Source organism: Pseudolabrys sp. FHR47 (assembly GCF_005153485.1).
Lineage (GTDB): Bacteria > Pseudomonadota > Alphaproteobacteria > Rhizobiales > Xanthobacteraceae > Pseudolabrys.
This window is the reverse complement of record NZ_CP039740.1, coordinates 857,855-883,921: the sequence shown is the minus strand read 5'-3', so window position 1 is coordinate 883,921 and position 26,067 is coordinate 857,855. Positions and strand designations below refer to the sequence as shown.

Sequence of the window (26,067 nt, the reverse complement as noted above, 5' to 3'; positions counted from 1 at the left end):
TGAAATGGGGTCCGCCTCGGACCGATCTGCCGGCGGGCAGGCCTATGTTGCACGGATGGTCCAGGTATAATTCGTCAAAATCCGCCGCAATTCCGCCTGTCGGAACAGTCGCGACACCGCCGATCGAGGGAGCCCAAGGTGAATAAGATCGTTCGCAGCCTCACGGAGGTCGAGCCGGTCGGCAAGGCCATGCCCGCCCTGGTGCCGTCCACCATCCACTGCCGCACCAATTCGCGCCGCGGCCACACCAATCCGCTCGACCGCTCCTATCCGCCGGTCAACGCCGTGTGCCGCGCCCTCAATGTGCTGAAGGTGGCGAACGAGAAGTCGATCGTCACGGTCAATTCGATTTATGCCGCGACCAAAATCCCGCGTCCTACCATCGTGCGCATTCTCGAGACCTTGATGCACGAAGGCTACGTCGTCCGCGACAACATGTGCGGCGGCTATCGCGTCACCCAGAAGGTGCTCGAACTGTCGGCCGGCTATGGCGGCGTTCCGCGCGTCATCGAAATCGCGCGGCCACTGTCGATCGGCCTGACGCGGCAGATCAAATGGCCGATCGGCCTCGGCGTCATCGACGGCGACGCCATCGAGATCGTGTACTGGACCGGCACCATCAGCCCGGTCGTTCACACCAACACGGTGCTCGGCAAGCGACCCGACCTGTTCCGCTTCGCGATGGGCCGCGCCTATATGGCGTTCTGCGGCGACGACGAGCGCGAGCGCCACATCGCACGCCTGCGCAAGCAAATTCCGTGCGAATTCGGCGCCAAGGAAGAAGCCGCGTTCCGCCAGCACCTCAAGCGCGCGCGCAGTGCCGGTTATGCCATGCGCGATCCACGCACCGAGCCAGCGCGCATGACGACCTTCGCCGTGCCGCTGATGGAGAAGGACAAGGTCGCCGCCGTGATGTCGGTGAGCTTCTTCACCTCATCGGTGCCGCAGAAGGACGTCAAAAAGACGATCCTGAAGCCGCTGATCGAGACGCGACTCAATATCGAGCACGCGCTCGCCTTCATCAGCGACCGCCCGCATCTCGACGCCACCGCGCGCCGGGAATACGACGTCAATATTTGAGCGATTTTTGTTTGAGCATGATCTTTTCCGAAAACCTGCTGCCCCCATCAGGTTGGGGAGCAGGCTTTTTCGGGATCATGCTGCCGGATTACTTGAGCACCGGATTGGTCGGCGGCGTGCCGCCTTCGAACAGCGGATCGAACTTGCGGTAGGTCACCTTCCAGCCGTCCGCCGTCTTGATCAGGTGGTCGGTCATGTAGGCGATCTGGATCGGCGGATGCGTCGGCAGCACCGGCTTGCCGTCGGCCGCGTAGAGCATCATGAACCAGTGGCAGGTTGCCTTGTCAGGACCGCCGTCGAAGAACGCCTGAAAATTGATCACGGAGTGCACGACCGTGCGGTCGCCGCGATCCTCGCGCCACTTGTAGAAGGCGCGGATCTTTTCGCGGCCCTCATAGCTGGTGAGAGAGCCGACGAATCTGGCGTCTTCCGTATAGTAGTCCGGCGCGTTGCGGCCCCAGTTGGTATCGACGTCATGCCAGTAGTCGATCAGCAGCGCGTGAAGCAGATGGGTGAGCTTCAGCCGTTCTTCGTCGAAATGCATCGTCGGTCCTTCACGCTGTCTTGCACGCTGCTTTGCACGCGGCTTTGGGCTTACCTGCCTTGGTAGCAAAGCGGCGCCATCGGCCGTGACGTTTCATGTTCTTTTTCGATGCGCGAAACAGCCTTGGCGGCGGCGCTGGGGATCACCCTTCCGCCACACGATACCCAATCCCTGGCTCCGTAAGTATAATGCGCGGATCGTTGGGTTGCGCCTCGACCTTCTGCCGCAACTGGCCGACATAGACACGCAGGTACTGCGTATCTTCCGTATGCGCCGGACCCCATACCGCCGATAAAATCTGTTTGTGCGTGAGCACCCGCCCGGCGTGCCGCGCCAGGAATGACAGGAGCTCGAACTCCTTCGGCGTCAGCTTGAGTTCCGCGCCGGCGCGCGTCACACGATGGCGCACGGCATCGACCTCCAGATCGCCGACGCGCAACACCGGCACTTCCGCCTGGCGCTGCATGCGATGGCGCAGCGCCGCGCGCATGCGCGCCATCAACTCGCCGACGGTGAACGGCTTGTTGACGTAATCGTCGGCGCCGAGATCGAGCGAATCGATCTTCTCCGCCTCACGCTCGCGCGCCGACAAAACGATGATCGGCACGTCCGACCATTCGCGGACCCGGCGGATCACGTCCTTGCCGTCGCCGTCCGGCAGGCCGAGATCGAGCAACACGATGTCCGGCGGCCGCCCGGCGATGCGCTTGACCGCCTCGGCGACCGTCCCGGCGCTGTCCATGTCGTAGTCGTTGGCCTCGAGCGCCGGCTTGAGGAAACGCAGGATCGCCGCCTCGTCATCGACCACCAGTACCGACGTTTTGGCGCTCATGCCGCCTCGCTCTCGCGCGGAAATGTCAAAGTGAAACGCGCGCCGCCGCCTGGCGAATTCTCGGCCGCGATCGAACCGCCATGCGCCTCCATGATGCCTTTGGCAATAGCGAGGCCGAGGCCGGTGCTCTGCCGGCCGTCACCATGCGCCATGCCGTGCTCATCGCCAATCACGAATTTGTCGAAGATGTGCACGAGCGCTTCAGGCGCGATTCCCGGACCGTTGTCGGTGACACGCAACGTCACCGCATCGCCGGTGCCGGCGCCGTCGATCGCGACGTGCGTACCGACAGGCGTATGCACAGTGGCATTGGCAATGACATTGCCGATCGCCTGCTCCACCAGGGTGGCGTCGGCGCGCACCAGCGGCAGGTCAGCCGGGAGGTCGGCAGCTATGGCTTGCGCGGCACCGCGCCGGCGCGCAGCCCCGACGACGCGTTCGACGATCTCGCGCAGGTCGATCCAGTCACGCCGCAATTCCAGCGCGCCCGCATCGATCCGCGTAATAGCGAGCAGGTTGCGCACCATTTCGTCGAGTCCCTCGGCCTCCTGCCTGATGCCCCCAAGCAAATCCTTCTTCGCCGCGTCATCGAGCCTGTCGCCATAGTCAATGAGACTGGTGGCCGAACCGAGTATCGACGACAACGGCGTACGGAAATCGTGCGAGATCGATGCCAGCAGCGTGTTGCGCACCCGTTCGGTTTCGGTCGCCGTCTTCGCACTCACCATCTCGCGTGCCAGCGCGGCACGATCGAGCGCCGCCGCCGTTTGCTCCGACAATGTATTGAGCAATGCTTTCGCCTCGGAGTCCAAAGCCGCCGCGCCCGTCTCCCGCGCCACGCCAATGACGCCCAACTTCCGCTCGCCGATGTGCAGCGGCACGAAGTACCACGGCACGGTCGGCAGCGTCCCGGTGTCGGCGCCAGCCGGCTCGACATGGTTGAACGCCCAGCGCGCCGCCGTCATCGCCGCCGCATCGAGTTCGTCCTCCGGCGGCCACGCCGCGGTCAGCACTAGATCATCATCTTGTGCGAACAACACCACCACCGCCCGCCCGAGCCCGGCGTGGATTTCGCTCGCAGCACCCTCAGCGAGCGCATCCTGCGTCGCCAGACCCGACATCCGCCGGGTGAACTCATAGAGCCGGCGCATGGCCCGCATGCGCGTGGCGGCAATGCGCGCCTGCTCGCGCAATCGCCCGGCCATGGCGGAGGACACCACGGCAACGACCAGGAAGATGACCAGCGCCAGAAGCTCGTAAGGCTCGGCGATGGTGAAAGTGTAGCGCGGCTCGATGAAGAAGAAATTGTAAAAGCCGAAAGACAGCAGCGACGCGAAGATGGCCGGCAGTATGCCGAAATTGATGGCAGAAAACAGAACCGCCAGCATGAAGATCATCGACAGGTTGGGCAGTGGCGTGATTTGCGTGATGATCTTGCCCGCACCGAGCGCCACCATGACGGCCAGCGCGGCATATACGAAATGCAGAGGACGAGGTGGCAGCCAGCGCCAGACACGCTTCGCCCTTACCGGCGCCTCACCCTCTCGCGTCACAAGATGGATGGCTATATCCTGCGCCCGGCGCAGCAGCTCGTGCGGCAGCGACCGACGCAGCAACTCTCCGAGAAAACCGCCATGAGAACGGCCGACGACGATCTGCGTGACGTTCTCGAACTTGGCGAAGCGCAACAACTCGGCCGGCAGATCGGCGCCGGTCAGCGTCTGCGTCTCAGCGCCCAGGCTCTGCGCCAGCGTCATCGCCTCATCAAGGCGCGCCCGCGCCGCATTGTCGAGCACCGATCCCGGCCGTTCCACGGTCACCGCGATCCACGGCGCATCCATGAGGTCGGCGAGGCGCTTGGCCGCACGCACCACAGTCGGCGAATTGGGGTCTGGTCCGATGCAGACCAGAATGCGCTCGCCCGCCGCCCAAGGCCCCTCGATCGCCTGGGCTTGCATGCGCTCGACGAGTGCCGCATCGACGCGCTCGGCGGCGCGCCGCAGCGCCAGTTCGCGTAGTGCCGTCAGGTTTTGCGGCTTGAAGAAGTTCTCGACTGCACGCGCAGCGGTCTCCTGCACATAGACCTTGCCTTCGGCGAGGCGCTTGAGCAGTTCGTCCGGCGGAAAATCGACCAGCACGACTTCGTCGGCCTTGTCGAACACGGTATCCGGCACCGTCTCGCGCACACGGACCTTGCTGATCTTCTGAACGACGTCGTTGAGGCTTTCGAGATGCTGAATGTTCAGCGTCGTCCAGACATCGATGCCGGCATTCAACAGCTCATCGATATCCTGCCAGCGTTTGGGGTGGCGGCTGCCCGGCACATTGGTATGGGCATATTCGTCGACCAGCAGCAAACCCGGCCGTCGTGCCAGCGCCGCATCGAGGTCGAACTCGCGCATCATCTGATTGCGGTAGACGATGGATTTGCGCGGCAGCACGTCGAGGCCTGTGACCAGTTGCTCGGTCTCGCGCCGCCCGTGCGTCTCGACCAGACCGGCGACGACGTCGCGCCCCCCGCCCGCTCGCTGTGCGCGGCGGTGAGCATGGCGAAAGTCTTGCCGACCCCGGGAGCAGCGCCCAGAAATATCTTCAGCCGGCCCCGGCCCTCTTTCTGGGCGAGGGCCAGCAACGCATCGGGTGAAGCTCGTTGTGTCTCGTCGCTCGACATCAGTTCCTCTGAGCCGATCTTAGGACTTCATGGCATCCAGTGCGAGATTGAGCCTGAGCACATTCACACGCGGTTCGCCCAGCACACCCAGTGTTCGTCCCTCGATATAGGATTCGACGACGCCCCGCACGCTGGCTTCCGGCACCCCCCGCGCTTTCGCCACGCGGGGCACCTGGAACAGCGCAGCCTCGGGCGAAATATCCGGATCCAGCCCGCTGGGCGACGTGGTCACCAGATCGACCGGCACGGCCGCGCCGGGGTTTTCCTTCTTCAGCGTCTCGACATCGGCGCCGATTCGCTCGGCAAGCGCCTTGCTGGTCGGACCCAGATTGGAGCCGCCGGAATTGGCCGCATTGTAAGGCACCGACACGCTCTTCGTCGCATCCTTAGGGTCGGGTCCGCTCGTCGCCGAAGGACGACCGTGGAAATACTTGTCCGAGGTGAACGATTGGCCGATCAGCGTCGAGCCAATGACCTTACCGTCTTTCTCGATCAGACTCCCATGCGCCTGGGTCGGGAAAATGGCGCCGGCAATGCCAGTCATAACCAGCGGATAAATGAGGCCCGTGATGATCGTCAGGGAGACCACAAGCACGATAGCCGGGCGAATTTCCTTGAGCATGATTGTGCTTCCTTACGCGAGGTGTAGAGCCGCGACGAGGACATCGATCGCCTTGATACCGATGAACGGCAGGATGATGCCGCCGGCGCCGTAGATCAGCAGGTTCCGGCGCAGCAGCGCCGCGGCGCCGACCGGACGGTAGGTCACGCCCTTCAGCGCCAGCGGGATGAGCGCGATGATGATGAGCGCATTGAAGATGATGGCTGACAGGATCGCGCTCTGCGGCGTCGATAGGCCCATGATGTTGAGCACGCCGAGCTGCGGATAGAAGGCCGCGAACATCGCCGGGATAATGGCGAAATACTTGGCGACATCGTTGGCGATCGAGAACGTCGTCAGCGCACCGCGCGTCATGAGCAGTTGCTTGCCGATCTCGACCACCTCGATGAGCTTGGTCGGGTCGCTGTCGAGATCGACCATGTTGCCGGCTTCGCGCGCAGCCTGTGTACCGCTCTGCATGGCGACGCCGACATCGGCCTGGGCCAGCGCCGGCGCGTCATTGGTGCCGTCGCCGCACATGGCAATCAAGCGGCCATTGGCCTGCTCGCCGCGGATGTAGCGTAGTTTGTCTTCGGGGGTGGCCTGCGCGATGAAATCATCGACGCCGGCTTCGGATGCGATCGAGGCCGCGGTAACCGGATTGTCGCCGGTGATCATCACCGTCTTGATGCCCATGCGGCGCAGCGCGGCAAAGCGATCCTTCACATCCGGCTTCACAACGTCCTTGAGATGGATGACGCCGAGGATACGGCCTCCATCGACAAGGCCGAGCGGCGTGCCGCCGGCCCGCGCGATCCTGTCCACGGCGGCGCGGAAGGCCGGGGGCTCGGCGATGTCGCGACCCGCGTGCTCCCGGGCGAATTTGAGCACCGAGTCGACCGCGCCTTTGCGTAGCTTGCGGTCTCCGATGTCGACGCCCGACAGACGCGTCGTCGCCGAGAACTCAATGAAGCGGGCGTCCGCTGCCCGCGCCCCGCGCTGCACGCCATAGCGCTCCTGCGCCAAAGTCACGATCGACCGGCCTTCCGCGGTTTCATCCGCGTCACTGGCCAGCAGCGCAAGCTCCGCCGCTTCGCGCTCGGAGACTCCCGGCACCGGAATGATTTCGGTCGCCAGGCGGTTGCCGAAGGTGATGGTGCCGGTCTTGTCGAGCAACAGCGTATCGACGTCGCCCGCGGCTTCGACCGCCCGGCCGGACATGGCCAGCACGTTGAAGCGAACCAGGCGGTCCATGCCGGCGATGCCGATGGCCGACAGCAAGGCGCCGATGGTGGTCGGAATCAGCGTTACGAACAGCGCCACCAGAACCAGGACCGAGATCGCGCCGCCGGCATAGGCAGCGTAGCTCGGAATTGTAGCGGTCGCGAAGACGAAGATAATGGTGAGGCCGATCAGCAGGATATTGAGTGCGATCTCGTTCGGCGTCTTCTGCCGCTCGGCGCCTTCGACCAACTTGATCATGCGATCGAGGAACGACGAGCCCGGCGACGACGTGATGCGCACAACGATGCGGTCGGAGATGACGGTGGTGCCGCCGGTCACGGCCGAACGATCGCCGCCGGATTCGCGGATCACCGGCGCGGATTCGCCGGTCACGGCCGCTTCATTGACCGAGGCAATACCTTCAATCACCTCGCCGTCGCCGGGGATGATGTCGCCCGCTTCACACACCACGAGATCGCCGGCTTCCAATTTTTCGGCCGGCACACCCTGATAGACCTCGTAATTGTCGGGCATCAGAATGCGCTTGGCCTGCGTTTCCGAACGCGTCTTGCGCAATGTATCGGCCTGCGCCTTGCCGCGCCCTTCCGCCACCGCCTCGGCAAAGTTGGCGAACAACACCGTGAACCACAGCCAGATGACGATCTGGATTTCGAAGCCGATGCCCTGCGCGCCAGCCATGATGTCGCGGACAAGAAGCACCGTCGTCAGCGCGGTGACAACCTCGAGTACGAACATGACCGGGTTCTTGGCGAGCGTGCGCGGATCGAGCTTGACGAAGGCTTGCCCGATGGCCGGCAGCACGATGGCCGGATCGAGCAGAGACGACGACACCACGCGCTTGCGGACTTTGGAGGTTTCCATGATCGTGAACTCCGGAATTAGAAGAGCTGGCCGGCCTGCATCGCGAGATGCTCGACGATGGGGCCAAGCGCGAGCGCCGGGAAGAATGTGAGACCGCCGACAATGAGGATGACGCCGACCAGCAGGCCGACGAACAGGCCGCCGGTGGTCGGGAAGGTGCCGGCGGACGCCGCGACCATCTTCTTCTGCGCGAGCGAACCGGCAATCGCCATGGCCGGCACGATCATCCAGAAACGGCCGATGAACATCGCAACCGCGCCCGACAGATTGTAGAAGAAGGTGTTGCCGGTGAGCCCCGCGAAGGCCGAGCCGTTATTGCCGGTCTGCGACGAATAGGCGTACAGCACCTCGGTGAAGCCGTGCGGCCCCGCATTGGCCATCGACGCGACCGCCAGCGGATAGACCACGGCAATCGCGGTCCAGCCGAGGATCATCAGCGGCAGGATCAGGATGGCGAGCATCGCCATCTTCACTTCGCGCGCCTCGATCTTCTTGCCGACATATTCGGGCGTGCGACCCACCATCAATCCGGCGACGAACACCGTGAGGATGACGAACAGCAGCATGCCGTAGAGACCGGCGCCGACGCCGCCGATGACGATCTCGCCGAGCTGGATATTGATCAGCGGGATCATGCCGCCGAGCGCGGTGAAGCTATCGTGCATGGCGTTGACCGCGCCGCACGAGGCCGCGGTGGTGATGACGGCGAACAAGGCGGAGCCGACGATGCCGAAGCGGACTTCCTTACCTTCCATATTGCCGCCCGTGATGCCGAGCGCGTTCAACGTGTGCGTGCCATAGGCTTCGGCCCAGTAGCAGAACGCGACACCGGCGATGAACAGAACGCCCATCGCGGCGAGGATCGCCCAGCCCTGCTTCTGGTTGCCGACCATGCGGCCGAACACATTAGTGAGCGCCGCGCCGAGGACGAAGATCGACAGCATCTGCACGAAGTTCGACAGCGCCGTCGGGTTCTCGAAGGGATGCGAAGCATTGGCGTTGAAGAAGCCGCCGCCATTGGTGCCCAGCATCTTGATGGCGACCTGCGAGGCGACCGGGCCGACGGCGATGGTCTGCTTGGCGCCTTCGAGCGTTGTGGCTTCGATATAGGGGCCAAGCGTCTGCGGCATGCCCTGCCAGACCAGGAACAAAGTGAAGACAATGCAGGCCGGCATCAGGATGTAGAGCGTGCAGCGGGTGATGTCAGCCCAGAAATTACCGACCGTTTTCGCCGAGGCCCGGGCAAAGCCGCGGATCAACGCCACCGCGAGAACGATGCCGGTCGCCGCCGACAGGAAATTCTGCGGCGTGAGGCCCAGCATCTGCGTCAGATAGGACAGCGTGCTTTCGCCGCCGTAGTTCTGCCAGTTGGTGTTGGTGATGAACGAAGTCGCCGTGTTGAGGGCGAGGTCGGGCGGCACCGCGCCCTGCCCGGCCGGATTGAACGGGAGCACGTCCTGCAGGCGCAGGATCGCGTAGAGTATGGCGAAGCCACCGACATGGAACAGCAGCATGGCGACCGTGTAGGTCAGCCAGTGCTGCTCGCGGGTCTCGTCGACGCCGCCGAGGCGGTAGATCAGCCCTTCAACAGGCCGCAGCAGCGGCGACAGGAAAGTGCGCTCGCCGGCGAAGACTCGAGTCATATAACCGCCGACTATGGGCGTGAGAGCGACGATGATGGCGCAATACAGCGCGATCTGAATCCAGCCGATAAGTGTCATGACACGGCCTCAGAACCGTTCGGGGCGTATGAGCGCGTAGGTGAGATAGATGAGCACGCCCACGGTCACGAGGGCGGCGAGGCTATAGTCGATGGACATGACGCACCTTCAGAGTCGATCGCAGGCGAAGGCGTAACCGAGCGTCAAAGCAAAAAGGCCGGCCGCCGAAGCGAGCAGAAGCAGATCGAGCATGATGGCTCCCTCCAATTGCTGTGGAGCGAGACTGCAGATACGCCGGCGGGAATAAGGAAACGATGCGGATTGCGATTGCCGCACATCAAGAAGTCATAAATGACGGCAGGGGCCCGGCACGACTGGCGCGCTTAAACAGGGACAAATGGTGCCCAGGGGCGGGATCGAACCACCGACACTGCGATTTTCAATCGCATGCTCTACCAACTGAGCTACCTGGGCCCAAGGACAGAAGGAATGTCCGGCCGTTGGCCGCCGAACCCTGTCGAGCGCCGCGTTATAGAGGGACTGCCAGCCCCTGTCCAGAACCGCGGGTGCGAAAATTCCCCTACGCTTTCAGGCCGATAGCCGCCCGGAAACGGTTCTTGAGGATGACGCCGTCGCGCTCGGGCAGCACCCGGGGCGCCTCGGCCGCGGAAATCGCCAGTCGGGCGAACAGCGGCCCCTCGCCGCGCAGCGTCTTGATCCGTCCGGCCAGCGCCGCCAGCCCGGCCTTGTCGCGCACATCCATGGCCGTCTCGATGCCACAGCCTTTTGCCACCGCCACCAGATCGACGCCGCCGCCATGGGTGTGGCTTGGCTGCATCCCCGTCTCGCCGTAGTGCCCGTTGTCGAACACCACAACGGCGAGATTGGCCGGCTTCTTGATGCCGATGGTGGCGAGCGAACCCATGCCCATCAGCATTTCGCCGTCGCCGGTGACGACCAGCACGCGCCGCTCCGGCTGCGCCAGCGCGAGGCCGAGGCCCACCATCGCTGCGCCGCCCATGGCGCCCCAGAGATAGAAGTTGCGATCGTTGTCGCCGGCCGCGGCGAGATCCCAGCAGGTCGAGCCGAGGCCGGGAATGGCGACGAGATCCTCGCCGCGATCGGCGAGCAAGGCCTTCATGGCGGCGCGGCGGTCGAGCTTGCCGTCCTGGCCGACTGTCAATTGCGCCGTCACTTGGTCCAGACCTTCTTGCCGATCAGTTGCTGCGACAGGATCAGCGCCGCGATGCGCTCGTCGCCGAACACATGCTGCACGGCGCGCTCGGCGAGGCCCTCGACCTCTTCCGGCCTCAATGCGCGATAAATCTCGGCCTCGTTGAGCTTCATCACCGGCTCGACGATGGAGCCCATCGGCTGCTGCCATGGATTGAACTCTTCCCACTCGCCGCGCATGGTGATCATCATCAGCAGCGGAAAGCGGCAGGTGCGCGCCAGCGACAGCATGTTGACGCAATTGCCGACGCCGCTCGACTGCATCAGCAGCACGGCGCGCTGGCCGCCGAGCCAGGCGCCGGCGGCGAGCGCGATGCCCTCCTCCTCGGTCGACAGCACGACGTCGTGAATATCGGGATCGGCGCGGACGCGGTCGATCAGCCGCGCATGCCCGGCGTCCGGCACGTAGCCGACCTGGCGGATATCGGCGCGCTTGAGGGTGGCGTAAAGCTGATCCGGCCAGTCGACGGAGAGGACGGGTGCATTCATTCTTTTCGTTCCTCAGTCCTTCTGCTCTTCAATGCCGTCGGCCGGCCGCATGCCGTCCTCGTCTTCCTCTTCCTTCACCGGAACGGCGTAGACCCCGGTGAGCCAGCGGTTCAGGTCGATATCGGCGCAGCGCTTGGAGCAGAACGGCTTGAAGGCGACATCGGTCGCCTCGCCACAGATCGGGCAGCGCATGATGGCGGTCTTTCGGATCGGTTTGTTCATGAGCCCAATATAGTCACTGCCGCCGCGCGTCGCGCGCGCGCAATTCGGTTTTCAGGATCTTGCCATAATTGTTCTTCGGCAGGGCGTCGACGAAAACATAATCCTTCGGCCGCTTGAAGCGGGCGATATGCGCGAGGCACAGGGCGTCGAGTTCGCCCTTTGGGGCATCGCCGACCACATAGGCCACCACCGCCTCGCCCCAATCGGCGTCGGGGCGGCCGATCACCGAGACCTCGCGCACGGCCGGGTGCGTGAGCAGCACCTCCTCGACCTCGCGTGGATAGATGTTGGAGCCGCCGGAGATGATGAGGTCCTTGGAGCGGTCCTTCAGTGTCAGGTAGCCCTCGGCATCGAAGGCGCCGACATCGCCGGTATGCAGAAAACCGCCGCGCAGCGAGGCCGCGGTGGCTTCCGCGTTGCGCCAATAGCCAGCCATGACGACATCGCCCCCGACCAGAATCTCGCCGGTTTCGCCCGGCGGCAATGGATTGCCGTTGTCGTCCGCGACAATCACATCGACACAGGCATAGGGCTTGCCGGCCGAGGCAAGCCGCTCGCGCCAGCGCGGATGGTCGCGGTTCGCGATATCCTGCTTCGACAACGTGGTGATGGTCATGGGCGACTCGCCCTGCCCGTAGATCTGCGCCAGCTTTGGCCCGAAGCGGTCGAGCGCCTTGAGACAATCCTCGACATACATCGGCGCCCCGCCCCAGATCAAAGTGCGGATGTTGTTGGGGTTGCAGTCGGCGGCGCTGTCGACAAGACGCTTGATCATGGTCGGCGCGGCGAACATCGACACATTCGGCCAACGCTCGAACAGTTTGAAAATCTCGTCCGGCTCGAAGGCGCCCGACTCCGGCACGACCTGAACGCCGAGCCGCGCGACGTGCTGCATGATGTAGAGGCCGGAGCCATGGCTCATCGGCGCGGCGTGCAGGATGGCGTCGCCGGGCGTGACCGGATCGACCTCAGCGCCATAGGCATGGCTCGCCCAGGCGATGTTGCGATGGGTCAGCATCGCGCCCTTCGGCTTGCCGGTCGTGCCCGAGGTGTAGAACAGCCAGGCGAGATCGTCGCCCGCGCAAGGCGCGACAGCGATGGCGTCGGCGTCGAACAGCGCGTTGTACTCAGCGCTGCCGATGGTGATGAGACGTTCCAGCGTCTTCGGCGCATGCGGCGCGATTTCCGCGTCGATGCCTTGCGAGGCGATGCAGACGCGCGCGCCGGAATGGTCGAGGATGTAACCGAGTTCGGCGCCATGCAGCTTGGCATTGGCCGGCACCGCGGCGAGGCCGGCGTGCCAGATGCCGTATAGCAGCGCCAGATAATCGGACGAATTCTTCGCCGCGATGGCGACGCGGTCGCCGGGCTCAAGCTTGAGCTTGTTGCGCAACGCGCCGGCCAGCTTCGCGGCGCGCAAGGCAAGATCGCCATGGGTCATCACCACGCGGGGCCCAAGTGCCGCCGCGGGCATATGAGGATGCGACAGACCAGAGCGGGAGAGCCAGTGTGCGAGGTTCATGAGATATCAGTGGCTGCGGCAACCTGCTCCCCTCCCCCTTGTGGGGAGGGGGTGGGGGTCCGTGATTCAGTGCACGCTCGCAATCACCCCCCTCCCTAACCCTCCCCCACAAGGGGGGAGGGAACAAGAGAGAATGTCGTTCGCTCCTGCGCTCTACGCCACCACCGTGTTCAGCCAGCCGAAGCGGATCGGATAGCCTTCGCCGCCGAGCAAATTCATCGTCTCGTAGAGCGGCAGGCCGACAACGTTGGAATAGGAACCGACCAGCTTGACGATGAACGTGCCGGCAATGCCTTGCGCCGCGTAGCCGCCGGCCTTGCCGCGCCATTCGCCGCAGGCGAGATACGATTCAATGTCTTCCGAAGTCAGGCGCTTGAAGCGCACACGCGTCTCGACCAGACGCTGACGGAACGACTCTTTCGGCGTCACCAGACAGATCGAGGTATAGACGCGGTGGTTGCGGCCCGAGAGCAGACGCAAGCACTGCTGCGCCTCGTCGAGCAACTCCGCCTTGGGCAGAATACGGCGGCCGACGGCGACAACGGTGTCGGCGGCGAGGATGTAGGCGCCGCGCAGTTCGTCGTCGAGGCGCACGTTGTCGAGCGCGACCTGCGCCTTCTCCTTGGCCAGCCGGTTGGCATAGGCGCGCGGAATTTCGCCGCGCTTCGGCGTCTCATCGACGTCGGAGGGCTTGAGCGCATCGGGCTCGATGCCGGCCTGGTTGATGAGCGCCAGGCGGCGCGGCGAGCCGGAGGCGAGAACGAATTTCGGACGGCCGATCATGAGGTTAGAGATACCGTCTGGGGAATGAACAAAGCGTTCGAATGGCCGCGGAAACTAGCGGATGGAGGGTGGGAGTGCAAACGAGGCTACGAGAGCGCGGCCTTCCCTCTTATCTTCCCCTCTCCCCTTGGGGGAGAGGGTGCCCGAGCGAAGCGAGGGCGGGAGAGGGGTATGCTTCGTTTGTCGTAAGTTACCCCTCTCCCGGCTCAGCCCTTCGGGCTTCGCCACCCTCTCCCCCAAGGGGAGAGGGGAAAGCGCGACTACCGCAGTGCCTCACTCATTCCCCTGCCCCGCCGCGCCGAAGCGCTTCCTGATCTGCGCCATCAACTGGTCGCGCACCGCGCGATAGGCGTCGAGCTTCTGCTCGCGCGAGCCTTCAATGCCGGTCGGATCGACCGTCGGCCAGTATTCGACATTGACGGCCGCGGTGCGCGTGAGGTCGAGCGCCTTGTGGTGCGCCGGCGGCGACAGCGTGACGATGAGATCGAAGTTCAGCCCTTCGAGGTCTTCCAGCTCCTCGAAGTCGATGGGCTTGTGCCGCGAAATGTCGATGCCGATTTCGTCCATCACCGCGACGGCGAACGGATCGAGTTCGCCCTTCTGCACGCCGGCCGACTGCACATAGACCGTCTTGCCGTAAAGCTGCTTGAACAGACCCTCGGCCATCGGCGAGCGCACGGCGTTATAGCCGCACGAGAACAGCACGGCCTGCGGCCGCGAGGACGCCATCAGTCGTCATTCCGGCGAACGGAGGCGCAACGCATCAGCGTCACCCCTTCCAGTGCAAGACGCAGATCAGCGTGAACAGGCGGCGCGCGGTGTCCATGTCCACCGTCACCTTGTCCTTGAGCCGCTCGATCAGGATACGCGAACCCTCGTTGTGAATGCCGCGCCGGCCCATATCGATGGCCTCGATCTTGTCCGGCGTCGCGGTGCGGATGGCCTGATAATAGCTGTCGCAGATCATGTAGTAGTCCTTCACGATCCGGCGCAAAGGCGATAGCGAGAACAGATGCGCGACCACCGGCGTGCCGTCCTCGCTGCGAATGTCGAAGACCAGGCGGTTATCGTTGATGCTCAGGTGCAACGTATAGGGCCCGCCGTCATGGCCGACCGGCGCGAACTGGTTGAGCTCAAGCAGATCGTAGATGGCGACCGCCCGCTCATGCTCGACGTCCGGATTGGAGCGGCCAATCGAAGCCTCATCCAAAGTGACGCCGACCAGGCGCTGCTTCATCACGGGCTTCTTCTTGTCGGTCATGTCAGGCCCCGGGCAAGTTCAGTCTGATCGCCACCGAACGCGCATGTGCGTCCAGCCCTTCCGCCTTGCCGAGCGCGATGGCGGCGGGGCCGAGCGCGCGGAGCTGCTCGGGCCCGCATTTCAGGAGCGACGTGCGCTTCATGAAATCAAGGACGCCGAGACCCGACGAAAAGCGCGCCGAACGCGCCGTCGGCAGGACATGGTTGGAGCCGGCGACATAATCGCCAATGGCTTCCGGCGTATGCGCGCCGATGAAGATGGCGCCGGCATTGCGAATGCGCGCGACGAAGCGCTCGGGGTCTTCCGCGGCGATCTCGAGATGCTCGGGCGCAAGCCGGTCGACGAGCGAAATGGAGTCGTCGAGCCTGCCGACCATAATGATGGCGCCGAAGTCGCGCCACGACTGGCTGGCGGTTGCGGCACGCGGCAACGTCTTGAGCTGCGACTCGACCGATTTCTCCACCGCGGCGGCGAGCGAGGCATCGTCAGTGATCAGGATCGACTGCGCGCTGACATCGTGCTCGGCCTGCGCCAAGAGATCGGCGGCGATCCAATCCGGGTTGCCGGTCTTGTCGGCGATGATCAGGACTTCGGACGGGCCGGCAATCATGTCGATGCCGACTTGCCCGAACACGACGCGCTTGGCCGCCGCCACATAGGCATTGCCGGGCCCGACGATCTTCGACACCGGCTTGATGGTGTCGGTACCGTAGGCGAGCGCGGCCACGGCCTGCGCGCCGCCAATGCGATAGATCTCATCAACGCCGGCGATCTTCGCCGCCGCGAGCACCAGAGGCGACAATTTGCCGTCCGGCGCCGGCACCACCATGACGAGGCGCTCGCAGCCGGCGACCTTGGCCGGCACAGCGTTCATCAACACCGACGAGGGATAGGCGGCCGTCCCGCCAGGCACATAGAGACCGGCGGCCTCGATCGCGGTCCAGCGCGTGCCGAGTTCGACCCCCAGCGCGTCGGTGAAGCGGTCGTCCTTCGGCTTCTGCCGCAGGTGATAGGCCTCGATGCGATCGCGCGCGAGCTTTAGCGCGTCGAGGGCCTCGCGATCGCAGGCGGCCAGTGCGGCGTCGATCTCGGCCGCGGAGACGCGGAGGCCGGTTTTCGACAGATCGACTCGATCGAATTTCTTCGTGAGATCAATCAACGCCTCATCGCCGCGCGTCTGCACGTCGGCGATGATGGCGCGCACGGCGACCTCGACATCGGCCGCAGCCTCGCGCTTGGCGCCGAGAAAGGCGCGGAAACGCTCGTTGAAATCGGCATCGCGGGCGTCGAGGCGCAGGGGCATGGGTCAATCCGGCCGGAAGGCGAGGCTTTCAGTGAAGGCCCATGGTCAATGGCGCGCAGCCGCCGATCCGTCAACCGGGCCAGGCGCCGGGGCCGTCAGTCCTTGGCCTCGACGGCATGGACCGGGCGGCCAGTGCAGTTCCAGACCGGGCCGAGATCGACCAGTTCGGCCTCCAGGCATTCGACCTCGAGCCGCATGGCGGCATCACCGGAGAAGATGAGGGTCACGGCGCCGGACGGCGCCTCGGTTTCCTTGAATTCGACGGCCAGCAGGTTGAGGACACCGTCCTTGCCGGCCGGATCGACGCCGCGACATTTAAAGGACTGCACCCGCTCGAAGCGCAGGGCGGCGCGGCGGCGGCAGTTCTGCGGTTTGTCGGCGACCGCCTGCTCCCAGTCGAAGCGGTTGACCCCGAGCACCAGGCGCTTGGCCTGCGGCTGCCAGATGACATCGGCGACCTTGATCACCGCGTCCTGCAGGTGGGTCGAGACGACTTCGAGGTCCTCCTCGTCGAGGACGGTAAATTTCAGAGGTTCGGCTACCCGGTCCATGGCGGCGCTCCCTTGCCGACAAGCTAGGCAGCGCCCGGGCGGGCCGCAAGGGACGTGACCTACCCGCTGATGCGCTCGATCTTGGCGCCGCAGCGCCCTAACTTTTCCTCGAGCTTCTCGAAGCCGCGATCGAGGTGGTAGACGCGGTTGACGATGGTCTCGCCTTCGGCGGCGAGCGCAGCGATGACCAGCGACACCGAGGCGCGCAGATCGGTCGCCATCACCGGCGCGCCCTTGAGGCGCTTGACGCCTTCGATGGTGGCCCGCATGCCGTCGAGCTGGATGCGGGCGCCGAGTCGCGCCAGCTCCTGCACATGCATGAAGCGGTTCTCGAAGATGGTCTCGGTGATGTGCGAGGTGCCCTCGGCGCGCGTCATCAGCGCCATCAGCTGCGCCTGCAGATCGGTCGGGAAGCCGGGGAACGGCGCGGTCGTCACATCGACCGGCTTGATGCCGGCGCCATTGCGGGTGATGCGGATGCCTTCGTTGGTCGTGGTCACGGTGGCGCCGGCCTGAGCGATGACATCGAGCGCCGCCTGCAGCAGTTCGGGCCGCGCGTTCTGCAGCATCACGTCGCCGCCGGTCATGGCGACGGCCATGGCGTAGGTGCCGGTCTCGATACGGTCCGGGAGCACCTGGTGCCGCGCGCCGTTGAGTTTGGCGACTCCCTCGACGACCAGACGCGAGGTGCCGATGCCCGATACCTTGGCACCCATCTTGTTGAGGCAATCGGCGACATCGCCGATTTCCGGCTCGCGCGCGGCATTGTCGATCACCGTGGTGCCGCGGGCGAGCACGGCCGCCATCAGCGCCGTATGCGTGCCGCTCACCGTCACTTTGGGGAAATTGATTTCGCCGCCGCGCAGGCCGTTCGGCGCGCGGGCGATCACATAGCCGCCCTCGATCTCGATCTCGGCGCCCAGCTTCTCCAGCGCCATGATCAAGAGATCGACCGGCCGCGTGCCAATGGCGCAGCCGCCCGGCATCGACACCTTGGCGATGCCCATGCGCGCCACCAGCGGCGCGATGACCCAGAAGCTCGCGCGCATCGTCGAGACCAGCTCATAGGGCGCGGTCGTGTCGGCGATGGTCGCGGCGGAGAGTTCGATGGTGCGGCCGGCATTAGCATCGGCGCCGGCGCGCTTGCCCGCGATCATGACGTCGACGCCGTGATTGCCGAGGATGCGCTGGAGCTGGATGACGTCGGCGAGCCGCGGCACGTTCTCGAGGATGAGCTTGTCCGCGGTCAGGAGGCTCGCGATCATCAGCGGCAAGGTGGCGTTCTTGGCGCCGGAAATCGGAATGGTGCCGTTCAGCTTCTCGCCGCCGACAATACGAATTCGGTCCATCGTCCGTCCCCCGGCCCGCAGGCCCCCGGTTTACGTCAAAAACAATGTGCGGCTGGATATAGGGGCGGTCTAGACCGCCCGCCCGACCCCCGCAAAGCCAAATTTGGCCGAGGGTTACCGCCCCCGCGCCGGCCTTGATCGCCCGGCATTAAGGCGAAAGTCCGATTCGGGTTCCGCCCGCCCTAGCCCTTATCGTCCGATTCGGGTGTCCCGCCGCTGGCTTGCGTCCGCGTCCGCTCCTTGTCGCGGATTTGCGCCTTGCGGCGCTTGAGATTTTCCCGCAAGGCGGCCGCCAGACGCGCCTCACGGGCGGCGTTCTGGGCATTCTTGCGGGATTTCGGCGGGTCGTCTGGACCGGTCATGACGGGTATCTATCGGGCCCGGCTCGACTTTCGCAAGTTCACGTTATCTTCAGGCCTTGCGGCCAAGTTGCCTTGCGTTTAAAGGGGCGCCTGTGGCAGTTTCCGCCGCGTTCGCGAACCGGGCCTTCGGCCCTCGCGTCCCTTCAGCTGCCGTAGCTCAGTGGTAGAGCACGTCATTGGTAATGACGAGGTCGAGTGTTCAATCCACTCCGGCAGCACCATCCTCTTCCCGCCTGACCGTCAGCGCCCTTCCAGCCAAGCCAGCGCCGCCGCCAGCCGCGGCGGCCAAACGACGCGCATGATCCGCGCCATGAGCGCTGGGTAGCAGCGCGCCAGCCAGGGAAAACCGGCCCGCTGCATGAAGGCGGCGGCGACCAGCAGCGTCAGGAACCATGTGAGGAAGTGGTAGCGCGGCGTCGCGATGTAGAACATCGCCACCAGATGCTGCGCCAGCGCCGCCGCACCGATGAGCCGCAGCCACGGATCGAACATGCGCCCGCGCAGGACGACGTAAACGAGCACGGCAACGCCGGCGGCGTTCAGCGGCACTGTCCAATACGACTCGGCCGGACCTGAGAGCCAGTTCGGCACCTGCATCAGCGCACGATGCGCGAGGCCGCCGGCAAAATCGAACGTCGCGACTTCGCGCAGCGCGCCGGCCCAGGCCGACGGCGGCATCACCAGCAGATTGCTGTCCTGGGCGTTCGAACTGAAGAGCACCAAGCGGCCACCGAACGCCCAGTTGTGCCAGGCCATCGAGAAGGTCGGCAGGAAGCCGATGCACATACCGGCGAGCCGGAGCCATTGCCGTCCATAGAGCGCGGCAAGACCGGCGCCGCCGAGAAACATCGCGGCCGCCGGCGCCACCAGCGGCTTCATGCCGATGCCGAGCGCAATCAGCAAGGCGCCGAAGAAAGCCGGCACGAAACGGTCGGCCGGACCGGAGCGCGCCGGCGCAACGAGAACCACGAGCCCGGCCATGAACAGGATGTAGCAGGCCGGATCGGCGAAACCGCGCGCCGCCCATTTCGCGTAATGCACGAACGTCGTGCCGAAGATCTCGCCGAGCGGCACGGCCACGAACAGCAGCGCCAGAATCATAGGCCAAGGCCGGTCGAGGAAACGCCGGAACAGCGCGAGGACAATCAACGGCAGCATCAGAACGAGCGAGAGATAGCCGAGAAACGTGTCGCCGAATACGATGTGCTCCAGCGCACGGAAATAACGCAGCGCCGGGCCCCCGTAATAGAACACGCTCTCGCCGCCTTCGAGGAAGCCGCGCCAGTCCCCGGCCAGCAGCTTCTGCAGCAAGTCGCGGCCGAGGCTGTCGTAGAACATTCCGTCGTCGCCGCCATCGAAAGGACGCACGCCGCCAAGAAAGCTTGCGTCGTCGACGGCGATGACGGCAACAGCCAGCGCGAGCAGAAGCAACGGCGCGGCGGCGCGGCGCGGCCGTATCCGCACCAGCAGCAACACCAACGTGGCAATCGAAAGAATCTTGAAGAGCGGTTGCAGCCATTGCTTGAGCCGCACGTCGAACGGCCCCTCGAGATGCATCGACAAGGTGTCCGGCTTGATGGCGATGCCGAAAACGCGGCGACCCGCGTCTTCCGGCGCAATGGCGCGACAGCCGCCATTCCCCTGCGGCACGAACCGTTCGCCCGCGCCTTCCCAGAGAAGATCGCCGCTCCAGCACAATTGCCCACCGATATAGGCGGCCGGCAGCCGGATCATCGTGAACCACGGCATGGTGAGGTGCCAGCGGTCATAGCCTTTCCAGGCCCGGCCATCGCGGCGCGCGCGTTGCACATCGCTGACCGGATACCAGTTGAAACGCATCTCGTTGATGAAGCCGAGCCGGTGCCAGACCGGATCGGAAAAATCGAGCCGCGTCACCGATCGCGACAGATCGGATTTGTGAAAGATGCCGTCGGCGGCGAAGGCATAGGCCCGGTCCGGCGCGCCGGTGCCACGCCAGCAACCGAATACTTTGGGGTCGCAACGTTTTTCGGCCGGGTATTGCCGGTCGAATTCCGCCGCCATGGTGCGATAGACGTCGGCCGGCAGATCACGCTCCAGTGCGCCGCCGGGCAGGAACACATTGAAGCCTTCGTCGATGCGCGGCGGCGCCAGCGCCACCTGCGCGCCGATCGCCGCGACAACGACCGCGGCAGCGGCCGCCCAGCACTTGAGGTCGCGACGGACGACGCCGGTGAAGATCGCAACCGCCGCCAGCACCAGCACGGCATAGATGGCAATGTCGTTGATCGGCAAACCGGCGGCGGCAACGGCAAGCGCGAAGGCGGCGAGTTTCCCTCCGGTCCGGGGCGGCTGCGGCTCGGCCTCAAGGCTTATATCCTGCATGGCGCCCGCCATAGCATCACGGCGCCGCCGCCGCCACTTCCCGCCGGTTAACGAGCTTGAAAATCAAGACAAATCGCCGTCGGGCGAAACATTGTCGGCGCCGAAAAGCCCGTGCTAGAAGCCGCCTCATGCCGGCCACCCTGTCGCAAAACAAAGAGAGCGAAATCGCGTTCTTCGACAGCCATGGGGCGTCGAACGCCTATGACGTGTTCACGCCGGACACGAATGAACGCATCATCGACATTGCGACGCGGCTCGGCGCGTTTGCGCCCGGCGCCCGCATCGCCGATCTTGGCTGTGGCTCCGGCGTCTTCACCGATCTTCTGCATCGGCGCGGCTTCAATTGCACCGGCATCGATCTGAGCCCGAAGCTGATCCGTATCGCGCGCGAAGCCCATCCGGGCATCGATTTCCAGGAAGGCGACATCGAGCACCTGCCCTTTGCGGATGGAAGCTTCGACGGCGTCCTGCTCGCCGGCGTGCTGCACCACCTTCCCGACTGGACCGCATGCATCGCGGAGGTCAAACGCATCCTCAAGCCGGGTGGCCGCTTTGTCGCCTTCGACCCCAACCGCATGAACCCGGCGATGTATCTCTATCGCGACCGCTCGTCGCCGCTATACTCGTCGATCGGCGTAACGCGCAACGAACGCCTTGTCGTCGCGCGGGATCTTGTCGAGGCGTTCAGCGCTGCCGGCCTCACCACCGGAACGGAATTCCATTCCGGCCTGAAGTATCGCTATCTCGCCGCCGAGAAACTGCGTTGGCTCCTGCCGCTCTACAATTTGACCGACAGCGTGCTGTTTGCGCCCGCGTTCATGGAACGCTTGCGTTCTTTCGTCTTCACGTTCGGCGAGAAGCCGAAGGGGGTCGCGTGACCCAGCAGAATCCGATCAGACTTGGCATTGTCGGCGTGAACTACGGGCGCACCGTGCTGATGCCGGCGTTCCGTGCCGATGAGCGCTGCCACGTCGCCGCGCTCGCCGGCAGCAACGAAGCGCGCACCGCCGAACATGCCCGCGCGGCCGGAGTGCCGAAAGCCTATGGCGACTGGCGTGCGCTCATTGCTGACAAGGACATCGACGCGGTAGCGATCGCCACGGTGCCGAGCCTGCAGACCGAGATCGCGCTCGCCGCGCTCAGCGCCGGCAAGCCGGTGTTTGCCGAGAAGCCGATGGCGTCGACGCTCGTCGAGGCACGCGCCATGTTCGAAGCCGCAAAGACAAGCGGCCTGCCGACCGGTGTCGATTTCAATTTCCATCAGGTCATGGCCTGGCAAAAGGCCAAGGCGATGCTCGACGACGGTGCCATCGGCAAGCTGCGCCATGTCACCGTGCACTGGCATGTCGAGAACTATTCGATCCAGAACCGCATGCGGAACTGGAAAACCTTGCGCGACGATGGCGGCGGCGTGCTCGGCAATTTCGTCTCTCACTGCTTCCATTATCTCGAGTGGTTCATCGGGCCTCTTGCAGGCCTGCAGGCGCGGGTCGGCGGCCTGCCCGGTGACAACGATCTCGATACGACAGTCGCAATGGCCTTGCAGTATGCATCCGGCCCGCTGGCGAGCCTGAGCGTGAGTTGCGCCTCATTCCGCGGCCAGGGCCACCGCATTGAATTCTTCGGCGAGAACGGCACGCTGGTTCTGGACAACCGCACCGCCGACTACATGCGCGGCTTCGTGCTGAGCCACGCCCGGCGGCCCGGCGACCTGACCGTCGTCCCGGTCGACGACACCGAAGACGCCGAACACCCCGACGGCCGCATCGCCCCCGCCTCGCGGCTGGCAGCCAAATTCCTCGATGCCATCGCCGGTGCGCCTCGCTATAAGCCCAACGCCGCGCCGGATTTCGCGGCCGGTTACCGCGTGCAGCAACTGATCGATGCGGCCCAGCGCGCGAACCGTGAAGGGCGGTGGATCGATGTGGCCAAGGATCATTGAATGGCGCAGTAGTGCGCTTTCCCCTCCCCCCGCGCGCCTTGCGCGTGGCGGGGAGGGGTCAGGGGTGTGGGGGGAGCGACACCGCACGACGTCCCCGCCCCCACCCCGGATCGCTTCGCTGACGCGAAGCAATCCGACCCTCCCCACCACTACGCGGGAGGAGGGAAAAGAAAGAAACAGGAAGATATCGAATGAGCGCGCGTAAGGTTCTGGTCACCGGCGGTTCGGGCTTCATCGGCTCGGGGCTCGTGAAGGCGCTGGTGAAATCCGGCGCCAAGGTGCGCGTGCTCGACGACAATTCGCGTGGCCGGCCGCGCCGCCTCGCCCGCGTCGAGGAAGAGATCGAGTTCATCGGCGGCGACATCCGGGACGCCGACACGGTGGCGAAAGCAACGGCCGGCATGGACGAGGTGCATCACCTCGCCTTCGTCAACGGCACCGAGTTTTTCTATACGCAGCCCGACCTCGTGCTCGATGTCGGTGTACGCGGCATGATCAATGTCATCGACGCCTGCCGCAAGCATAACGTCGGCAATCTCATCCTCGCCTCGTCGTCCGAAGTCTATCAGACGCCGCCGGTGATCCCGACCGACGAGACCGCGCCACTGTCGGTGCCGGACGTGCTCAATCCGCGCTATTCCTATGGCGGCGGCAAGCTGATCAGCGAGCTGATGGCGATCAACTACGGCCGCAAGTATTTCGAGCGCGTGCTGATCTTCCGGCCGCACAATGTCTACGGCCCCGACATGGGCTTCGAGCACGTCGTGCCGCAGTTCGCGCTGCGCCTGAAGAAACTCGCCGATGCGCAACCCACCGGCGTTCTGCCCTTTGAGATGCAGGGCACCGGCATCGAGACCCGCTCGTTCTGCTACATCGACGATCTCGTTGCCGGCGTCATGGTGATGCGCGACAAGGGCGAGCACCTCGGCATCTATCATGTCGGCACCACGGAAGAGCTGTCGATCACGGACGTCGCGCGCCTCGTCGCCGCGCAAGCCGGCCGCGAGATCGAGATCGTGCCCGGCAAGCTGCAGGCCGGCGGCGCGCCGCGCCGCTGCCCGGATATTTCCAAGCTCGGTGCCCTCGGCTACAAGCCCGCCGTGCCGCTCAAGGATGGCCTCAAGCCGACTTTGGACTGGTACTGGAAGAACGCCGATCTGGCGCCGAAGGTCTAGGAGAATTCACTTGGTAGGTCCCACCAAAATCGCGCGCGGCGCGGGCACCGGCGCCAGCGTTCCGGTCGAGCAGTGCCAGATCTGCGGCTCCGAGAAGCTCGATTACGTGCTGTCGCTCGGCTACATGCCGCCGGTGAACCAGATGGTGCCGATCGGCCAGGTGCCGCGGCAGCAGCCGTGGTTTCCGACCGATCTCCTGCACTGCCGGCAGTGCGACCTGGTGCAGCTCGGTCTTGCCGTCGATCCGGTCATCATTTTCCCGCCGGAATATCCCTACACCTCGGGCACGACCAAGCTGTTGCGCGACAACTTCGCCGACCTGCAGCGCGAGAGCGCGGCGATGCTCGGCCTCACCGACAAAGACCTCGTCGTCGATATCGGCTCCAACGACGGCACCCTGATCTCGAACTTCCAGAAGGCCGGCAACCGCATCCTCGGCATCGAGCCGACCGATGTCGGCGACATCGCCAATTCGCGCGGCATCCCGACCATCAAGCGCTATTTCGGCAAGGCGGCGGCGGCCGAAGTCGTCGCTTCGCGTGGCAAAGCCAAGGTGATCACCGCGGCGAACTGCTTCGCCCATATCGAGGACGTCCATGCGATCGTCGAGGGCATTCTCGAAATGCTCGACGACGACGGCGCCTTCATCTCGGAATCGCACTATCTCATTCCGCTGCTCGACACGCTGCAATACGACACGGTCTATCACGAGCACCTGCGTTACTATTCGCTGCACAGCCTGAAATACCTACTGGAGATGCACGGCCTCGAAGTCTTCCATGCGCGGCCGATCCCAAGCCATGGCGGCTCGATCCGTGTTTATGCCGGCCGCAAGGGCAAGCGCCCGGTGCAGGCAAGCGTGCAGCAGATGCTGGCCGCCGAGCCGCAGGGCGAGGCGATGGCGCAGCGCCTCAAGCAATTCAAACACGACGTGCTGCTAACCAAGCTGCGGCTGTTGTCGATGCTGCGCGATCTCAAGGAACAGAATGCCCGCGTTGTCGGCATCAGCGCACCGTCGCGCGCCTCGACCCTCTTTAATTATGTCGGGCTCGACGACGGCATCATCGACTATGTCTGCGAGATCAAGGGCTCCCTGAAAATCGGCAAGTGCATGCCGGGTACGTCGATCCCGGTCGTGGACGAGGAGCGCCTGTTCGCCGACCAGCCGGAAGCCGCCGTCATCTTCTCCTGGCACATCGCCGACGAACTGGCGCCGAAGCTGCGCGCCAAGGGCTACAAGGGTAAGCTGATCTCGCCGCTGCCGGAGCCACGGTATCTCTGACGGTATCGGTCCCCGCTTTCGCGGGGACACTTCCATGCTAGGCTCCGCACCTCAGTGGAGCCGACCATGGGCGAATACCCGAAGATCAAGTCGCGCCGCGAGATCGACATCTCGCCGTGGATGAAGGTGATCGAGCGCGAGGTCGAATATAAGAACGGCACGACCGAGCTGTACCACGCCGTCGGCCAGCAGGATTACATCGCCATCGTCGCGCTGACGCCGGATGGTCGCATCCCCATCGTGCAGCAGTATCGCCCCGCCGTGGAGCGCAAGACCTGGGAACTGCCGGCCGGCATGACCGAGCCTGGCGAGGATCCTGCCAAAAGCTGCGAGCGCGAACTGTTCGAGGAGACCGGCTATCCGGCCAAGGCGGTGCATGCGCTCGGCACATTCGCGCCATGCACGGCGCGCCTGTCGAACAAGGTGCATTCCTTTTTCGTCGAGACGGCGCCGCGCCCACCGGGTGCGGGCGTCGAGGCCGGAATCGAGCTCAACCTCGTCAGCCCGACGGAACTCGGCGCCATGATCTATACCGGCGAATTCACGCTCCAGCTGCACATCGGGGCGCTGATGCTAGCCGGCATGCGCGGCTTCCTCGACCTGTCGTCCTTCACCTCGCGCTGACGACGCAAAACGGCCTCCGATTGACCTCGGTCAATACCGCCTCCTTGGAATTATACGATTCTTGCCTCGACAAGCGGGCTGGAACCCCTCTAAAAAGGGGTGACGACCGG

General features: G+C 64.7%; 24 protein-coding genes, 2 tRNA genes and 1 pseudogene. 7 read left to right on the top strand and 20 right to left on the bottom strand.

Features of this window, described 5'->3' with window-relative positions:
* Positions 1-138 precede the first annotated feature (138 nt).
* Positions 139-1,080, top strand: a complete 942-nt coding sequence (locus E8Q40_RS04390) for an IclR family transcriptional regulator C-terminal domain-containing protein (RefSeq protein WP_137043237.1) — start codon at positions 139-141, stop codon at positions 1,078-1,080.
* A gap of 88 nt (positions 1,081-1,168) precedes the next feature.
* Here the strand turns inward: E8Q40_RS04390 and E8Q40_RS04385 are convergent, their stop codons facing one another.
* The 19 genes and pseudogenes from E8Q40_RS04385 to E8Q40_RS04295 form a co-directional block, all read right to left on the bottom strand.
* Positions 1,169-1,624, bottom strand: a complete 456-nt coding sequence (locus E8Q40_RS04385; RefSeq protein WP_137043236.1) for a nuclear transport factor 2 family protein — start codon at positions 1,622-1,624, stop codon at positions 1,169-1,171.
* Positions 1,625-1,766: 142 nt separating this feature from the next.
* Positions 1,767-2,456, bottom strand: coding sequence for a response regulator (locus E8Q40_RS04380; protein ID WP_137043235.1), 690 nt, complete (start codon positions 2,454-2,456; stop codon positions 1,767-1,769).
* Positions 2,453-5,127 (bottom strand): annotated as a pseudogene (locus E8Q40_RS04375) (DUF4118 domain-containing protein). The gene E8Q40_RS04380 and the pseudogene E8Q40_RS04375 overlap by 4 nt, the downstream one beginning before the upstream one ends.
* Positions 5,128-5,146: 19 nt before the next feature.
* Complete coding sequence (locus E8Q40_RS04370; RefSeq protein WP_137043234.1) at positions 5,147-5,749, bottom strand: K(+)-transporting ATPase subunit C; 603 nt, start codon at positions 5,747-5,749, stop codon at positions 5,147-5,149.
* A 12-nt stretch (positions 5,750-5,761) separates the two neighbouring features.
* Entirely contained in the window at positions 5,762-7,834 is a 2,073-nt protein-coding gene (gene kdpB, locus E8Q40_RS04365) for a potassium-transporting ATPase subunit KdpB (protein WP_137043233.1), read from the bottom strand.
* A gap of 17 nt (positions 7,835-7,851) precedes the next feature.
* Positions 7,852-9,555 (bottom strand): potassium-transporting ATPase subunit KdpA, encoded by a 1,704-nt coding sequence (gene kdpA / locus E8Q40_RS04360; protein WP_137043232.1) that lies wholly within the window; start codon positions 9,553-9,555, stop codon positions 7,852-7,854.
* Between the two features lie 9 nt (positions 9,556-9,564).
* Positions 9,565-9,654, bottom strand: coding sequence for a K(+)-transporting ATPase subunit F (locus E8Q40_RS04355; RefSeq protein WP_137043231.1), 90 nt, complete (start codon positions 9,652-9,654; stop codon positions 9,565-9,567).
* Between the two features lie 239 nt (positions 9,655-9,893).
* A tRNA-Phe gene (locus E8Q40_RS04350) sits at positions 9,894-9,969 on the bottom strand.
* A 106-nt stretch (positions 9,970-10,075) separates the two neighbouring features.
* A complete protein-coding gene (locus E8Q40_RS04345) occupies positions 10,076-10,636 on the bottom strand; it encodes a thiamine pyrophosphate-dependent enzyme (protein WP_137046585.1) in 561 nt (186 codons plus the stop codon).
* Between the two features lie 50 nt (positions 10,637-10,686).
* The gene (locus E8Q40_RS04340) at positions 10,687-11,217 is read right to left on the bottom strand and encodes a thiamine pyrophosphate-binding protein (RefSeq protein WP_137043230.1); all 531 of its coding nucleotides are present in this window, start codon (positions 11,215-11,217) and stop codon (positions 10,687-10,689) included.
* A gap of 12 nt (positions 11,218-11,229) precedes the next feature.
* Positions 11,230-11,439, bottom strand: coding sequence for a DNA gyrase inhibitor YacG (gene yacG, locus E8Q40_RS04335; protein ID WP_205995678.1), 210 nt, complete (start codon positions 11,437-11,439; stop codon positions 11,230-11,232).
* A 13-nt stretch (positions 11,440-11,452) separates the two neighbouring features.
* Positions 11,453-12,961 (bottom strand): AMP-binding protein, encoded by a 1,509-nt coding sequence (locus E8Q40_RS04330; RefSeq protein WP_137043229.1) that lies wholly within the window; start codon positions 12,959-12,961, stop codon positions 11,453-11,455.
* 153 nt (positions 12,962-13,114) lie between these two features.
* Positions 13,115-13,744 carry a Maf-like protein gene (locus E8Q40_RS04325; RefSeq protein ID WP_137043228.1) on the bottom strand — a complete coding sequence of 210 codons (630 nt, stop codon included), beginning with the start codon at positions 13,742-13,744 and terminating at the stop codon, positions 13,115-13,117.
* A 273-nt stretch (positions 13,745-14,017) separates the two neighbouring features.
* A complete protein-coding gene (locus tag E8Q40_RS04320) occupies positions 14,018-14,473 on the bottom strand; it encodes an arsenate reductase ArsC (RefSeq protein ID WP_137043227.1) in 456 nt (151 codons plus the stop codon).
* A gap of 40 nt (positions 14,474-14,513) precedes the next feature.
* Entirely contained in the window at positions 14,514-15,005 is a 492-nt protein-coding gene (locus tag E8Q40_RS04315) for a UPF0262 family protein (protein WP_137043226.1), read from the bottom strand.
* A 1-nt stretch (position 15,006) separates the two neighbouring features.
* On the bottom strand, positions 15,007-16,308 hold the full coding sequence (gene hisD / locus E8Q40_RS04310; RefSeq protein WP_137043225.1) for a histidinol dehydrogenase: 1,302 nt from the start codon (positions 16,306-16,308) through the stop codon (positions 15,007-15,009).
* Between the two features lie 95 nt (positions 16,309-16,403).
* Positions 16,404-16,859 carry a DUF2948 family protein gene (locus E8Q40_RS04305; protein ID WP_137043224.1) on the bottom strand — a complete coding sequence of 152 codons (456 nt, stop codon included), beginning with the start codon at positions 16,857-16,859 and terminating at the stop codon, positions 16,404-16,406.
* Between the two features lie 59 nt (positions 16,860-16,918).
* Positions 16,919-18,208, bottom strand: a complete 1,290-nt coding sequence (gene murA / locus E8Q40_RS04300; RefSeq protein WP_137043223.1) for a UDP-N-acetylglucosamine 1-carboxyvinyltransferase — start codon at positions 18,206-18,208, stop codon at positions 16,919-16,921.
* Positions 18,209-18,390: 182 nt separating this feature from the next.
* Positions 18,391-18,570: a hypothetical protein gene (locus tag E8Q40_RS04295; RefSeq protein ID WP_137043222.1), complete on the bottom strand. Its 180-nt coding sequence runs from the start codon at positions 18,568-18,570 to the stop codon at positions 18,391-18,393.
* Between the two features lie 146 nt (positions 18,571-18,716).
* Here E8Q40_RS04295 and E8Q40_RS04290 point away from each other — a divergent pair.
* A tRNA-Thr gene (locus E8Q40_RS04290) sits at positions 18,717-18,791 on the top strand.
* A 19-nt stretch (positions 18,792-18,810) separates the two neighbouring features.
* On the opposite strand, the gene E8Q40_RS04285 is transcribed toward E8Q40_RS04290, so the two are convergent.
* Positions 18,811-20,946, bottom strand: coding sequence for a hypothetical protein (locus E8Q40_RS04285; protein ID WP_137043221.1), 2,136 nt, complete (start codon positions 20,944-20,946; stop codon positions 18,811-18,813).
* A gap of 116 nt (positions 20,947-21,062) precedes the next feature.
* On the opposite strand from E8Q40_RS04285, the gene E8Q40_RS04280 reads away from it, so the two are divergent.
* The 5 genes from E8Q40_RS04280 to E8Q40_RS04260 all read left to right on the top strand — a co-directional run bounded on the left by E8Q40_RS04280 (position 21,063) and on the right by E8Q40_RS04260 (position 25,957).
* Positions 21,063-21,812, top strand: a complete 750-nt coding sequence (locus E8Q40_RS04280; protein WP_137043220.1) for a class I SAM-dependent methyltransferase — start codon at positions 21,063-21,065, stop codon at positions 21,810-21,812.
* The gene (locus E8Q40_RS04275; RefSeq protein ID WP_137043219.1) at positions 21,809-22,876 is read left to right on the top strand and encodes a Gfo/Idh/MocA family protein; all 1,068 of its coding nucleotides are present in this window, start codon (positions 21,809-21,811) and stop codon (positions 22,874-22,876) included. The genes E8Q40_RS04280 and E8Q40_RS04275 overlap by 4 nt, the downstream gene beginning before the upstream one ends.
* A 191-nt stretch (positions 22,877-23,067) precedes the next feature.
* Positions 23,068-24,051: an NAD(P)-dependent oxidoreductase gene (locus E8Q40_RS04270; protein WP_137043218.1), complete on the top strand. Its 984-nt coding sequence runs from the start codon at positions 23,068-23,070 to the stop codon at positions 24,049-24,051.
* 10 nt (positions 24,052-24,061) lie between these two features.
* On the top strand, positions 24,062-25,333 hold the full coding sequence (locus E8Q40_RS04265) for a class I SAM-dependent methyltransferase (protein WP_205995676.1): 1,272 nt from the start codon (positions 24,062-24,064) through the stop codon (positions 25,331-25,333).
* A gap of 66 nt (positions 25,334-25,399) precedes the next feature.
* Positions 25,400-25,957: an NUDIX hydrolase gene (locus tag E8Q40_RS04260; RefSeq protein WP_137043216.1), complete on the top strand. Its 558-nt coding sequence runs from the start codon at positions 25,400-25,402 to the stop codon at positions 25,955-25,957.
* Positions 25,958-26,067: the final 110 nt, after the last annotated feature.